This is a genomic window from Ruegeria sp. CG3 (genome assembly GCF_056537205.1).
Window position 1 is genome coordinate 549900 of sequence record NZ_JBQFRC010000001.1, and the last position, 13504, is coordinate 563403.

The 13504-nt window shown below is 61.2% G+C and carries 16 protein-coding genes; 8 read left to right on the forward strand and 8 right to left on the reverse strand.

Annotated elements, in window-relative coordinates:
- The first annotated feature begins 12 nt into the window (after window positions 1–12).
- From ACR0NB_RS02720 to ACR0NB_RS02730, 3 genes are read left to right on the forward strand one after another with little or no spacing between them, the layout of a single operon-like run.
- Window positions 13–786 carry a heme ABC transporter permease gene (locus ACR0NB_RS02720; protein WP_170438863.1) on the forward strand — a complete coding sequence of 258 codons (774 nt, stop codon included), beginning with the start codon at window positions 13–15 and terminating at the stop codon, window positions 784–786.
- Window positions 783–941 carry a heme exporter protein CcmD gene (gene ccmD / locus ACR0NB_RS02725; protein WP_005982370.1) on the forward strand — a complete coding sequence of 53 codons (159 nt, stop codon included), beginning with the start codon at window positions 783–785 and terminating at the stop codon, window positions 939–941. Before ACR0NB_RS02720 ends, ccmD begins: the two co-directional genes overlap by 4 nt.
- Window positions 934–1473 carry a DsbE family thiol:disulfide interchange protein gene (locus tag ACR0NB_RS02730; protein WP_170432023.1) on the forward strand — a complete coding sequence of 180 codons (540 nt, stop codon included), beginning with the start codon at window positions 934–936 and terminating at the stop codon, window positions 1471–1473. The genes ccmD and ACR0NB_RS02730 overlap by 8 nt, the downstream gene beginning before the upstream one ends.
- An 8-nt stretch (window positions 1474–1481) precedes the next feature.
- Here ACR0NB_RS02730 and ACR0NB_RS02735 read toward each other — a convergent pair whose 3' ends face one another.
- Both ACR0NB_RS02735 and acnA read right to left on the reverse strand, forming a co-directional pair.
- Window positions 1482–2183: an SDR family NAD(P)-dependent oxidoreductase gene (locus ACR0NB_RS02735; protein WP_480774878.1), complete on the reverse strand. Its 702-nt coding sequence runs from the start codon at window positions 2181–2183 to the stop codon at window positions 1482–1484.
- 110 nt (window positions 2184–2293) lie between these two features.
- The gene (acnA, locus tag ACR0NB_RS02740) at window positions 2294–4984 is read right to left on the reverse strand and encodes an aconitate hydratase AcnA (RefSeq protein WP_170358713.1); all 2691 of its coding nucleotides are present in this window, start codon (window positions 4982–4984) and stop codon (window positions 2294–2296) included.
- Window positions 4985–5210: 226 nt separating this feature from the next.
- On the opposite strand from acnA, the gene ACR0NB_RS02745 reads away from it, so the two are divergent.
- Window positions 5211–5912, forward strand: coding sequence for a DUF1223 domain-containing protein (locus ACR0NB_RS02745; RefSeq protein ID WP_480774879.1), 702 nt, complete (start codon window positions 5211–5213; stop codon window positions 5910–5912).
- An 8-nt stretch (window positions 5913–5920) separates the two neighbouring features.
- Here ACR0NB_RS02745 and ACR0NB_RS02750 read toward each other — a convergent pair whose 3' ends face one another.
- From ACR0NB_RS02750 to purB, 5 genes are all read right to left on the reverse strand, one after another.
- Window positions 5921–6844: a lysophospholipid acyltransferase family protein gene (locus ACR0NB_RS02750; protein ID WP_480774880.1), complete on the reverse strand. Its 924-nt coding sequence runs from the start codon at window positions 6842–6844 to the stop codon at window positions 5921–5923.
- A 118-nt stretch (window positions 6845–6962) separates the two neighbouring features.
- Window positions 6963–8063 (reverse strand): flagellar motor switch protein FliG, encoded by a 1101-nt coding sequence (locus tag ACR0NB_RS02755; RefSeq protein ID WP_480774881.1) that lies wholly within the window; start codon window positions 8061–8063, stop codon window positions 6963–6965.
- 66 nt (window positions 8064–8129) lie between these two features.
- Entirely contained in the window at window positions 8130–8669 is a 540-nt protein-coding gene (locus ACR0NB_RS02760) for a tetratricopeptide repeat protein (protein ID WP_093962431.1), read from the reverse strand.
- A 101-nt stretch (window positions 8670–8770) separates the two neighbouring features.
- Window positions 8771–8923: an adenylosuccinate lyase gene (locus ACR0NB_RS02765; protein WP_141138470.1), complete on the reverse strand. Its 153-nt coding sequence runs from the start codon at window positions 8921–8923 to the stop codon at window positions 8771–8773.
- Window positions 8924–9050: 127 nt separating this feature from the next.
- A complete protein-coding gene (gene purB, locus ACR0NB_RS02770) occupies window positions 9051–10355 on the reverse strand; it encodes an adenylosuccinate lyase (protein WP_480774882.1) in 1305 nt (434 codons plus the stop codon).
- 87 nt (window positions 10356–10442) lie between these two features.
- Between purB and ACR0NB_RS02775 the strand changes: the two genes are divergently transcribed.
- The 3 genes from ACR0NB_RS02775 (at window position 10443) to ACR0NB_RS02785 (ending at window position 11811) form a co-directional block, all read left to right on the forward strand.
- A complete protein-coding gene (locus ACR0NB_RS02775) occupies window positions 10443–10775 on the forward strand; it encodes a hypothetical protein (RefSeq protein ID WP_480774883.1) in 333 nt (110 codons plus the stop codon).
- A gap of 111 nt (window positions 10776–10886) precedes the next feature.
- On the forward strand, window positions 10887–11441 hold the full coding sequence (locus tag ACR0NB_RS02780) for a hypothetical protein (RefSeq protein ID WP_480774884.1): 555 nt from the start codon (window positions 10887–10889) through the stop codon (window positions 11439–11441).
- Between the two features lie 10 nt (window positions 11442–11451).
- On the forward strand, window positions 11452–11811 hold the full coding sequence (locus tag ACR0NB_RS02785) for a hypothetical protein (protein ID WP_170432044.1): 360 nt from the start codon (window positions 11452–11454) through the stop codon (window positions 11809–11811).
- A gap of 22 nt (window positions 11812–11833) precedes the next feature.
- Here the strand turns inward: ACR0NB_RS02785 and ACR0NB_RS02790 are convergent, their stop codons facing one another.
- Entirely contained in the window at window positions 11834–13072 is a 1239-nt protein-coding gene (locus ACR0NB_RS02790) for a bifunctional alpha/beta hydrolase/OsmC family protein (protein ID WP_480774885.1), read from the reverse strand.
- Window positions 13073–13309: 237 nt separating this feature from the next.
- On the opposite strand from ACR0NB_RS02790, the gene ACR0NB_RS02795 reads away from it, so the two are divergent.
- Window positions 13310–13504 (forward strand): hypothetical protein, encoded by a 195-nt coding sequence (locus tag ACR0NB_RS02795; RefSeq protein WP_170363210.1) that lies wholly within the window; start codon window positions 13310–13312, stop codon window positions 13502–13504.

The following is a 13504-nucleotide window of genomic DNA, read 5'->3' on the forward strand; positions in this document are numbered from 1 at the left end:
TAGATAAGGCCCATGTCGATAGCAGCCAAAGCCAACGCCCTGTGGGAATACGCCAACCCGCGCAAGTTCCTCGCCACCAGCGAGCGGGTCCTGCCGTTCTTCTGGATCAGCTCGGCCCTGTTTCTGGTCGTCGGGCTGGTGTGGGGGTTCTTCTTCACGCCGGATGACTACAAGCAGGGGTCTACCGTCAAGATCATCTACCTGCATGTGCCATCGGCGCTGATGGCCATCAATTGCTGGCTGATGATGCTGGTCACCTCGCTGGTCTGGCTGGTGCGCAGGCACCATGTCAGTGCCCTTGCCGCACGCGCCGCAGCGCCGATCGGCATCGTGATGACCCTGATCGCGCTGGCCACCGGCGCCATCTGGGGGCAGCCCATGTGGGGCACCTGGTGGGCCTGGGATCCGCGCCTGACCTCGTTCCTGATCCTGTTCCTGTTCTATCTGGGCTACATCGCCCTGTGGGAGGCGATCGAAGACCCCGATACGGCGGCGGACCTGACCTCGGTCCTGTGCATCGTGGGCTCGGTCTTTGCCATCCTCAGCCGCTATGCGGTGAACTTCTGGAACCAGGGCCTGCATCAGGGCGCATCGGTGATGCGCGCAGGGGCGATAACCGGCACGGACACCACCGAGAAGGTCAGCAACGTGTACTTCTACCCGCTGCTGACCTGCATCATCGGCTTCGTGCTGCTGTTCATCGCGCTGGTCCTGTACCGGACCGGCACCGAAATCCGCGCGCGGCGCATCAAGGCGCTGCTGGCACGGGAAAGGGTAAACGGATGATGCCTGATCTGGGAAAATACGCGGAAACGGTTCTGTCTTCCTACGCGGCCTCGATCGTTTTGCTGGTGGCACTGGTGGTTTTCAGCATCCTGCGTGGTCGCAAGGTTCGGGCCGAGATGGAAAAGATCGAACAGAGGATGTCGCGCAATGGCTAAGATCTCGCCGTTGATGATTGCTCCACCACTGATTTTCGGAGCCTTTGCAGTGCTGGCGGCCATTGGCATGTTCCGCGAAGATCCCAACGCGCTGCCCTCGGCCCGCGAAGGCCAGCCCGCGCCGCCTGTTGTGCTGGTCGAGTTTCCGGGCAAACAGGGGTTCGACGACGCAACCCTGCGCGACGGCCAGGTCAAGCTGGTGAACTATTGGGCCAGCTGGTGTGCTCCCTGCCGCGCCGAGCATCCGAACCTCGAGAAACTGGCGCAGGAAGGCATTCCGGTCTACGGCATCAACTACAAAGACAAACTGGCGAATGCCGATGCGTTCCTGGCTGAGCTGGGCGATCCCTACGCCGCCATCGGGCGCGATGAAAATGGCCGCATGGGGTTGGACTGGGGCGTCTACGGCGTGCCCGAGACCTATGTGATCGACGGTGACGGCACGATCATCCTGCGGTTTGCCGGCCCGATCACCCAGCGCGTGATCGAGAGCACTATCCGACCCGCATTGGAAAAAGCCGCCGCGCAGTAACGCCGGGGTTAAAGGCGATACCCGCCTGAGACGGTCAGCACCTCTCCGGTGATGAAGGACGCGTCTTCGGATGCTAGAAAGCGAACTGCGCGCGCTATGTCCTCGGGTATCCCAACACGCCCCAGCGCTGTGTTCTGAACGAACAGGTCGGTCAGATCGTCGGGCCTTGGGGCTTCGGGGATGTTGATCGCTCCGGGCGCCACCGCGTTGACGCGAATGCCGTTCGGGCCCAATTCTTTCGCCATGGCGCGGGTCCACAAGTTCAGCGCGGCCTTGCTGGCCCCATAGGTCGCGGCGTCGCGCGGGGGAAGTTCGGCGTTGACTGACGAGATACTGACGATCGACGCCCCGCGCCGAAGGTGAGGCAACGCGGCAGCCAGAAGCGCGGCCGGAACGAGCAGGTTGAGATCAAGAATAGCCCTGTGATCCTTTTGGCTGAACCGGTCCTTCGGCGTGGCCTGAACCAGCCCGGCATTGTTGATGATCACATCCAGCCGGCCGAACCTGTCGATGACGCGGCGCACCACGTCTTCGGGCTGACCTTCTTGCGTGAGATCGCTGTGCAGGGTCAGGGCCGGTCGGTCATCGGGCAAGGGCTGCGGTTCGGTCTTGTGCCACGTCAGGGCGACGCGATGATCCACGGCCAAATCAACCGCGATAGCCCGGCCAATTCCGCGAGCACCACCCGTTATCAAGGCAACTTTTTCCATGTCCCCAGCAGACCGCTTATCTGCACGGAACACAACGCGATAGTGGCCAGACCTGAAACGAAAAAGGGCGCCCGGTCGGGGCGCCCTTGCGTTCTTGGCTTTGTGCCGGCTTAGCTGGCCTTGGCCAGGTTCCGCAGCACATAGTGCAGCACGCCACCGTTTTCGATGTATTCGATCTCGGGCGCGGTATCTATGCGGCACTTGAGTGTGATAGTTTTCTCGGTCCCGTCCGCATAAGTGATGGTGCAGGGCACCTCTTGCAGCGGCTGGATCGTGTCCAGACCGTGGATCGAGAAGGTCTCGTCGCCTTTCAAGCCCAGCGTCTTGCGGTTGTCGCCGGCGGTGAACTCGAACGGGATGACCCCCATGCCCACTAGGTTCGAGCGGTGGATACGCTCGAAGCTTTCTGCGATCACGGCCTTGACACCCAGCAGCGCGGTGCCCTTGGCCGCCCAGTCCCGCGAGGAACCGGCGCCATACTGCTCGCCGCCGATCACGACCAGCGGAGTGCCTTCTGCCTGATAGGCCATCGATGCGTCATAGATCGAGGTCTGCTGCCCATCGGGGCCTTTGGTGTAACCACCCTCGACACCGTCCAGCATCTCGTTCTTGATGCGGATGTTGGCGAAGGTGCCGCGCATCATGACCTCGTGGTTGCCGCGGCGCGATCCGTACGAGTTGAACTCGCGTGGTTGCACCTGGCGCTCCAGCAGGTATTTGCCCGCGGGGCTGGTGGTTGCAAACGAACCAGCCGGCGAGATGTGGTCGGTGGTGACCATGTCACCCAGAATGGCCAGAACCTTGGCGCCTTCGATGTTCGAGATGGTGCCCGGCTGTGCTCCCATACCCTGGAAGTAGGGCGGGTTCTGGATGTAGGTCGACGTCGGCGGCCAGTCATAGGTCTCGGCATCGGTGGTTTCGACCGATTGCCATTTCTCGTCGCCTTTGAAGACATCAGCATATTTCGACTGGAATGCCTCGCGGGTTACGGTTGCCTCGACCAGTTCGGCGATCTCTTTCTGGGTCGGCCAGATGTCTTTCATGTAGACGTCGTTGCCGTCCTTGTCCTGACCGATCGGTTCCGAGGTCAGGTCGATGTCCAGCGTACCGGCCAGCGCATAGACCACCACCAGCGGCGGCGAAGCCAGGTAGTTGGCGCGCACGTCCGGCGAGATCCGGCCTTCGAAGTTGCGGTTGCCCGACAGGACCGAGGTCGCCACCAGGTCACCCTCGGCGATGGCTTCCGAGATCTCTTTCTGGATCGGGCCCGAGTTGCCGATGCAGGTGGTGCAGCCGTAACCAACGAGGTTGAAGCCGACCTTGTCCAAATCTTCCTGCAGGCCAGCGGCCTCAAGATATGCGGACACGACCTGCGATCCCGGCGCCAGCGAGGTTTTGACCCACGGTTTGCGGTCCAGGCCCAAAGCCGCCGCCTTGCGTGCGACAAGGCCCGCACCGATCATCACATAGGGGTTCGAGGTGTTGGTGCACGACGTAATCGAAGCGATCACGACCTTGCCCGATTCCATGGTGTAGTCTTCGCCTTTGACCGGCACTTCCTTGCCCATCGGGCGCTTGAAAGTGTTTTCCATCTCCTGGCGGAAAGCGGCCTTGGCGTTGGTCAGTGGCACATAATCCTGCGGACGCTTGGGGCCCGAGATCGCGGGAACGATCGTGCTCATGTCCAGGGACAGCGTGTCGGTGTAGACCGGAGCATAGTCCGCCCCACGCCAGAACCCGTTTTCCTTGGCATAGGCTTCGACCAGCGCGATGCGGTCCTCGTCACGGCCGGTGTTGCGCAGGTAGCGCAGGGTTTCGTTGTCGATCGGGAAGAAGCCGCAGGTCGCGCCGTATTCCGGCGCCATGTTGGCGATGGTTGCGCGGTCGGCCAGCGGCAGACGGTCCAGGCCTTCGCCGTAGAATTCAACGAACTTGCCCACCACGCCCTTAGCGCGCAGCATCTCGACGACTTTCAGAACCAGGTCGGTGCCGGTGGTGCCTTCGACCATCTCGCCGGTCAGTTCGAACCCGATCACTTCGGGGATCAGCATCGAGATCGGCTGACCCAGCATCGCGGCCTCGGCCTCGATCCCGCCGACGCCCCAGCCCAGAACGGCCATGCCGTTGACCATGGTGGTGTGGCTGTCGGTGCCGACCAGTGTATCGGGGTAGGCGACTTCTTCGCCGTTCTGGTCGGTGTCGGTCCAGACGGTCTGGGCCAGGTATTCCAGGTTCACCTGGTGGCAGATGCCGGTGCCCGGCGGTACCACGCGGAAGTTGTTGAACGCGCTCTGGCCCCATTTCAGGAACTGGTAGCGCTCCATGTTGCGTTCATATTCGCGGTCCACGTTCATCTGGAACGCGCGCGGGTTGCCGAATTCGTCGATCATGACCGAGTGGTCGATGACCAGGTCTACGGGGTTCAGCGGGTTGATCTTCTGCGGATCGCCCCCCAGCGCCTTGATGCCGTCGCGCATCGCGGCCAGGTCGACAACGGCCGGAACGCCGGTGAAGTCCTGCATCAGCACGCGGGCAGGGCGGTAAGCGATCTCGCGCGGGTTCTTCCCGTTGTTGGCGCCCCATTCGGCAAAGGCCTTGATGTCATCGACGGAAACCGAAAAACCGCCGTCCTCGAACCGCAGCATGTTTTCCAGCACCACTTTCAGCGCGGCGGGAAGCTTGGAGAAATCGCCCAGGCCGGCCTCTTGCGCGGCGGGGATCGAGTAATACGAGATGGACTTGCCATTCACGCTCAGGCTACGGCGTGTCTTGGCGGTATCCTGTCCGACTTTGATGGGCATCTGTGGCCTCCCTCTCAAATGACGTGGAATTGGGATTCGCTGAGCGGTATCTGCATCACCATGGCCTGCGGTTCAAGGTCCAACAGGGCGGGTGCGGCAATTTTTGTATACCATTGCACACATTTTTGCGAATTGCCGCCGAAACCTGTCTCAAGAAACCTTGATTGGCGCTTGATCCGGTGGCGGAGTACACCGGTGCTTGCAGGCTCCTCAAACAGAGAGTGAAATGAAAAGATCAGCCCTGACCACAGTTCTTGCGACCGTATTCCTGTCGGCGTCTTCGGCCTGGGCGGACAGCCCGGTGGTGGTCGAATTGTTTACCTCGCAGGGGTGTTCGTCCTGCCCGCCGGCAGATGCGATCATGCACGATCTCGCCAAGCGCGACGACGTGATCGGCTTGGCGCTGCACGTAGACTATTGGGACTACATCGGTTGGAAGGACGAGTATGCCGATCCGGCGCATACGGACCGTCAACGAGCGTATGCGCGGCGCGGCGGCCGTTCGATGATCTATACCCCTCAGATGGTGATCAACGGACAGCAGGATGTCGTTGGTGCCAAATCCCGTGACTTGAACCGATTGATCGACGCGCATTTGACTGCTGCGCCCACCGCGTCGGTTTCGGCGCAGAGGTCCGGGAACACGGTTACGGTCCGCGTTGCCCCGGTCGACCTCGTCGACGCGAAAAACTATGACGTCGTGGTCGTGCAATACACGCCCTTGCGCCACGCGTCGATTCGACGGGGCGAGCTGGCCGGACACGATCTGGACTACGCGAATGTCGTTGAGGAATGGCACAATGCGGGCCGATGGAACGGGTCGGCTGAACAGGATTTTCAGATCGAACTGTCTGCGGACCTGCCTGCGGTGGTTCTGATTCAGGGTACCGGCAATGGCCCGATCATCGCCTCAACAAGGGTAAAATAGACGGCGACTCAGGGCATGTCCTGAGGCTGAACACCCAGCCCATTCCAGGCTTTCCACCGTCGGTGAATCCAGAACCATTGGCCCATGTGTTTCCGCACTATGCCTTCCAGATCATCGTTGATGAACTGGGTCATGGTCTTGGGGTCCGTATGCGGCACCGGATCATGCAAAACGATCTCGAAATCGATACCGTTGGCTTGGCGCACCGCATAACAAGGAATGAGAACGGCATCGTATTTCATTGCCAATTCCGCGTTCAAAACCGACGTGACTGCGGGTTTGCCAAAAAACGTCAGCTCTTCACCGCCATGGGCGTGCAGGTCAGATACGATGGCGATGATGCCGCCCTTTTTCAGGGACCGAACCATTTCCACCATGCCGCGCCGGCCTTGTTCGAACATCGGCTCGCCGGTTTTGTGGAAGGCGTCGACATACATCTCGTTGAAATACGGATTGGCCATGCGGCGGTACAGGCAGCCAATCGGCTTGCCGCTGCGCGCCTGCAATGCGATCCGCGCAGCAAGGTAGTGGCCGAAATGTGCGGTGATCATCATCACCGGCCGACCTTCGGCCACCGCTTGTTCAAAGGCGGCGATTCCTGAACCTGATACTTTTGCGTTCTTCTGCCGTTCAGTGAAATCCTCGGGCGAGAAGTGTTCCATGATCGCGCGGCCCGCGTTATCGGGCACCGCACGGCAAATGCGTTTCACTTCGGTCTCGGGCAGGTCAGGGCAGGTCAGTTTCAGGTTGCTGCGCACGCGTTTGGTGAACCCCACCGCCGGAGCCAACCCGCGCACGAACGCCCCCATCGTCGCAATGCGCCGCTCATAGGGCAAAAGACGCATTGCGCCGATCATGCCTTTTAGGAACAGGTTGGCGACATAGTATTGACCAAGCTCAAAACGGCTCAGTTCCGACTTTTCGACGGGCATCGGGGGATCTCACCGGGTGTTGTGAATTGCGGATTCAGACATACAGCCGGCGCGCAACAACCACAAGTATTGTCCCGATCCCGGGTTCTACGGCATCCGAGCCAGCGGCAGGCAGCCCTTAGTCGTCGTTGCCATCGGCGTCCGCTTCGACCAAGGTGATTGTGCCGGCGTCCACGAGTGTGCGGATCGCCCCGACGATCTGGGTCATGGCCTCCTCTGCTTCGGCCTGCTTGACCTTGCCGCGTTCAGCAATTTCTTCGCGCAGGCTGTCGGCCATCCGTGCGGATACGTTGGACAACAGATAGTCGACCGAGGCTTTGTCATCCTCGGCTCTTGCGCCAGCCAGAGCGGTTATCAGAAGTGATTGATCGACTTCGCGCAGGATGGCAGGCACATCCCGTGCAGCGATACGCATGGCGATGTGCGCAAAGGTGAAAATGGACTTGCGAACAGCGCTGGCGAACTCAGAATCCTCCTCGTCAAGCGCGTCCAGCAGCCCGTCACGCGTAGATGGGGGGGATTGGTTCAAGATCGCCCCGACGCGCGTGTCGGGTGAATCGGTGAAGGCCGGAACCGGGCGTTGATCGAGTTGCGCGGCTAGTGACCAGCCGATCCGCTCCACCGCCTCGGGCGTCACGTTGGCGGTTTTTGAAACGGCATATGTAATCCGTCTGGCCACCGGCCCGGGCAATTGCGCCAACAACTTTGCTGCCTTTGCCGTATCGAGCTTGGATAGCATGACGGCTGCAACTTCGGTGCTTTCCGACTGAGCCATACGCGCGAGGTCTTCTGCAGGGGTGTCACGCAGGCGCAGCCATGGGTCACCCACCTGGCGCACACCCGCGACCTTGCGAAGCCGGGCCGCGGTCGCCGGGGCAATCTTGCCATTTACCGCGTCCAGCGCCCCGGCCAAGCCGTGCGGAAAGGCAAGCCCGACGCTGTCCAGCGCATCTGCGAATTCTTGCGCGACCGCTGCGAGGGTTACGCGGTCAACCAGCCCCATCCGGCCCAGTTGGAGGGTCAGCCGTTCCTGCAGTTCGTCGGGCAACTCCTCCAACGGAAGATCGGCCCCCTCGTTCAACAGCAGGCGTACGATGATGGCGGCCTTCTGGCCGGGCGTGAGTTGGCGAGGTACGACGCGAGGGGCGTCATCCGTCTGTTTCTCGGCCGGAGCAGAATTGCCCGGCGCGGTCTGTACCAAAGCATGTGAATCTTGCATCTGCCTGCGGTGTCAATTTTTGTTCCGCAGGAAGATTAGCGAGAGTCGAGTAAAGAAAGACTGAACCTAGTAGCTGTAAGTCAGCCCCGTGCGGATCGCCTCGCGCAGAGACGCTTCGGCCCACGTGCCTTCTCCTCCACGTGCCTTGATCTCGCGCCATTGCGCGATGGCCAGTTCGGTTTTCCCTTCGGTGACATATCCCTGACCCATGTAGCTGCGGGCCAGAATGTTGTCAGGATTGGTTTCGATTGCGCGTTGGTAATAGGTGTTGGCCAGCTCGGCTTCGCCCATTTTGCGGTAGGTGAAACCCCAATACGTCAAAACGCGATCATCGTCTTGATCCATGACCCGCAACACGTTCTGCGCATTTTCGAACTGGCCGTCATAAGCAAGCTCGCGCACGGCCTGATACAATTGCTCTTCGCTGAAATTGGTCTTGTTCGGCTTGACGCAACGGCCGGCTGCTTCGTCATAGACGCGGCCGAACAGGCATTTCTTGGTGGTATTCGTCGGTTTTGGGGGGCTGCTGTCACCGCCGGCGGCACTGACCGCGGGGGCAAAGGCAAAGGTCTGAAGGGCTAGTGCCGTGGCCATCAAAAGGCGCATTGTCCTACTCCGTTCCAAGGGCTGCTCGCAAGAAGCATAGTGCGTTCTTCAAAAAAGCTAACAGCCAAGGGCTCGCTTTTATTCACAAGTAGGACAAGAATTCAGCTGCTGGCGTTTTTCACGCAGCTTTCCGAGGCCGAATCCCAAGTCGTACCGGGCGCACAGGATTGCGATTGCTTGCTGTGGCCTTGGCAGGCGAATGCGGACGAGGCGGACAGGGCAAGGGCCAGTGCGCAGAGGGTCGTGCGGATCATGATGGGCTCTCCTTGAACGGAAATTGCCCATCCAGCATAGCCGATTTCGGACGTTTCCGCAAAAGACAGGGGCCCGGATCGCGCAGCGCGCCCCGGGCCCCGGCAAAAGCCGTTCCTGCGTCGAGGGTTACTCGCCGAACACCCGCTCGAAGATCGTGTCGACATGTTTGGTGTGATAACCAAGGTCGAATTTTTCTTCGATCTCTTCCTTGCTCAGCGCTGCGGTCACGTCCGGGTCGGCCAGCAGTTCAGTCTTGAAGTCCTTGCCTTCTTCCCAGACCTTCATCGCGTTGCGCTGCACCAGGCGATAGGCGTCTTCGCGGCTGACGCCGGCCTGGGTCAGGGCCAGCAGCACGCGTTGGCTCATGACCAGACCGCGGAACTTGTTCATGTTGGCCAGCATGTTGTCCGGATAGACCACCAGCTTGTCGATCACCCCGGTCAGGCGCGACAGGGCGAAGTCCAGCGTTACGGTTGCGTCAGGGCCGATATTGCGCTCGACCGAGCTGTGGCTGATGTCGCGCTCGTGCCACAGCGCCACGTTCTCCATCGCCGGGATCACGGTCATGCGCACCAGCCGAGCCAGGCCGGTCAGGTTTTCGGTCAGCACCGGGTTGCGCTTGTGCGGCATCGCCGACGAGCCCTTCTGGCCTTTGGAAAAGAACTCCTCGGCCTCCAGAACCTCGGTGCGCTGCATGTGGCGGACTTCGATGGCGATGTTCTCGATGCTGCTGGCGATCACGCCCAGCGTGGCAAAGAAGGCCGCGTGGCGGTCGCGCGGGATGACCTGCGTGCTGATCGGCTCGGGCACCAGACCCAGCTTTTCGCAGACATGCTCTTCGACGCGCGGGTCGATATTGGCGAAGGTGCCGACCGCGCCGCTGATGGCGCCAGTGGCGATCTCGGCGCGGGCGTCGCGCATGCGCGACAGGTTGCGGTCCATCTCGGCGTAGAAGCGCGCGAAGGTCAGGCCCATGGTGGTGGGTTCGGCATGAATGCCGTGGCTGCGGCCGATGCGGACTGTGTCCTTGTGCTCGTAGGCGCGGCGCTTGAGCGCGGCCAGCAGGCCTTCGAGATCGGCGATCAGGATGTCGGCGGCGCGGGTCAGCTGCACGTTGAAGCAGGTGTCCAGAACGTCCGAGCTGGTCATGCCCTGGTGGACGAAACGGGCCTCATCGCTGCCGACATGCTCGGCCAGATGGGTCAGAAAGGCGATGACGTCATGCTTGGTGACGGCCTCGATCTCGTCGATGCGGGCCACGTCGAATTTCACGTCCTTGGCCTTCCAGACGGCCTCGGCGTTTTCGCGCGGGATGACGCCCAGATCGGCCATCGCGTCGCAGGCGTGGGCCTCGATCTCGTACCAGATGCGGAACTTGGTCTCGGGCGACCAGACGGCAACCATTTCGGGGCGGGAATAGCGGGGAATCATGGGCGGCGGCACCTTTTTCGGTTGGCAATGGGTGTTGGCGCGGGTGATAGACTCGCCGGACCTTTGGGACAAGGCAGGAGACGCGGGATGAGACGGTTTGCCCTGATTTTGTTGGTTTGGCCGGGAATTCTGGCGGCCGACACGTTCCTACCGCTGACGGGCGCGCAGATTCTCGACGCCCTGTCGGGCCGGACGCTGGCTTATGACAACGGAGCCACACAGGTCTTCGAGCCATTTATGGCCACGCAGTATTTCTCGGGTCGACCCAGCTCGGGGCGCTGGGCCGTGCGGGATGACCGATATTGTTCGATCTGGCCACCGTCTGACTTTTGGGCCTGCTACGATGTTCAGTCGGACGGTACGCGGATCCGATTTGTGGGAGAGGCCGGCGATGTGACAGTCGGCGTATATGCAGACTAGGCGGCAATGCAGGTCGGGCGGGCCCCTGAGCAAAACTCTTTAAAAACTGGACAAGCGCGGGTTGCATCGCTCATCCTCGGGACGATGACACCAACAAATAGAGATATCAGCTTGTTTAAGAAAAACCTTTTTGCCATCGGCGCGGCTTTTTGGGTCGGCATGACGGGTGCGGGGCTGAGCGATACGCCGGTCACCTACACCGAAGGGGGGCGTGCGCTGTTTCAGTTCGATGTCCCGGATTTCTGGATGCTGCGCACGGGCGGCCCACGCGATCTTGAGGATACACAACTGGGCGATACCCGGTCCGTAAGCCGGGTGATGGCTGCGCGCCCGGTCACAGATGACTCGGTCTGGATCGGGTTCGTTTCGCCGTTAGGCGTTGCCAGCATCGAGGACGGGATCCGTTACTTGCAGGATGTCGACAAGTTTCTGGTCAAAAACCCAGAGGTGACAAGTGATGCGAACATGCGCATCGGCGGTTTGCCGGCCCGGGTCATTCGCGGCACCGGCACCCGTGACGGGCGCGGGATCAACTTCACCGCGACGGTGATCGACCTGCCGCGCAACCGTGTTGCGGTTGTGGTGACCATCCTGCGCGACGGTGCAGATCCTGGCTTTGTCGAGGATCTGAATGCCATCTTCGCGTCATTCCGGTCAGTACAGTGAGGGCGTGAAAATGGCAGGAACACTATTGAAGCGATCCGTCATCGTTCTGGGGCTTGGGGCCGGGGGATTCACCCTCTCGGGCTGTGAAGGCGTCACGGTCGGTGTAGGATACGGATATGACCCGTTCTATGACTCGATGCTGTGGAACGACTATTACCGCAACGTGAATGTCGACATTGACGTGGACCGTCCTCCGCCGCCGGGTAAACCGCCGGGTGGAAAACCGCCGCCCAAACCCAAGCCGCCAATTGCGAAACCGCCTGCGCGGCCGAAACCTCCGATCGCCAAGCCGCCGGCGCGTCCTCGACCGCCCGTCGCCCGCCCACCAGCGGCACGGCCCCCGATCCACAGGCCTGCGCCTCGGCGATAGGCCATCCGGAACGGGTATCGGTTCAAGCCGGAGCCGTAACAGGTTCCGGCGGCAGCAGTTCGGTGGTGATATGCGCCGAATTTTCAAGCGTGCGGTGCACCGGGCATTTGTCGGCGATCTCAAGAAGCTTGGTCCTCTGGTCATTGTTCAGCGGTCCGTCCAGTCGGATCTTGCGGCGGAACTGGTCGACCTTTCCATCCCCCGCCAACCCCGCGTCCTGCGCGTGCACCTTGTTGTGACAGACATCCACGCTGATCCCGGTCAGGGGCCATTGCTTGCGTCGCGCATACATGCGGATGGTCATTGAAGTGCACGCCCCAAGCCCGGCAGAAACGAAGCCATAAGGCGACATGCCGCGATCAGTCCCGCCGTAAGAGGCCGGCTCATCCGCCACGGCATGATGGCTTGGACCTGATTGAATGTCCTGAAGAAAACCGCCCGGGTCCACTTCGGTCACGCGCACAACGCCTTCGGGCGCGCCCGGCGGCGGGGCGGGCGGCGACAGCGGCACATAGCGAGATACCCAGGCGGCGATGACATCGGCGGCGTATTCTGCATCCTTCGGACGGGTGATCAGGTGGTCTGCGTCGTCCAGCGTGACAAAGCTTTTGGGGTGCTTGGCAGCCAGAAAGATCGTGCTGGCATTGTCGATGCTGACTGTTTCGTCACGCGGCGCATGCAGGATCAGCAGCGCGGCCTTCAACTCGGCAATCGAGGGCGTCAGTTCGGATTCAGAGATGTCGCGCACAAACTCTCGGCCGATGCGGATGGGACGCCCACCCAGCAGAACCTCGGCGCTGCCATCCTGTTCGATCTGGCCCCGCGCGTCTTCGAAGTGATGAGCCACATGGCCGGGGTCGGCCGGGGCGCCGATCGTGACCACCGCCTTTACCGAGGGTATACCGGCCCGCGCCCGCAAGACCGCGGCCCCGCCCAATGAATGCCCGACAAGCAGGTCGGGCGCCATGTTCCGACCCGCAAGAAACTGCGCAGCGGCGATCAGATCCTCAACGTTCGAAGTGAACGTCGTGTTGGCGAACTCGCCTTCGGAATGGCCAAGGCCCGTGAAGTCGAACCGTAGAACGGCAAATCCCATCGCTGCAAGCCGCGCGCTGATGCGCCGGGCCGCGGGAATGTCCTTGGAGCAGGTAAAGCAATGCGCAAACAACGCAGTTGCCAGCACCGGCCCATCGGGGAGATCCAGCCGAGCAGCCAGTTGGCCACCATCGTGACCGGAAAATGTGACGCGTTCTGTGGGCATGTCGGGTCCTCAGGCTGTGATGCTAGGCGCAATACTGTGAACAAGGCAGTGCAGTCTCAACCCTTGTGACAGGACCGTCACGGGAAGGTGAGGGCGCAGGCGGTGATCGTGAGCCGCCCTTTGTAAGGGCGTTGATCACAATTTGTGAAGTCTAAGCGAACAACAATTCTTTTTAATTATGAGTCAGGAGATCCCATGTTCGGCCTAACCGAAACAAAAAGATCAAGGAGCCCGGAGATGACACACTCGACAAACGCAGCGCATTTCGAAGTTGCACAGGTCGGTACGGCGGTTGCCGTCTTTCTGGCCACGGCCATCGGATTTGCCGCCGGACTGCACTGGCCCCAAGACGCGTTTTCGCCGGGCGCATCGGCAGAGCCGGTGCTTGAGGACTGGCACGGAAATGTGCGTCGCTCTCACTGGGCGGATTGA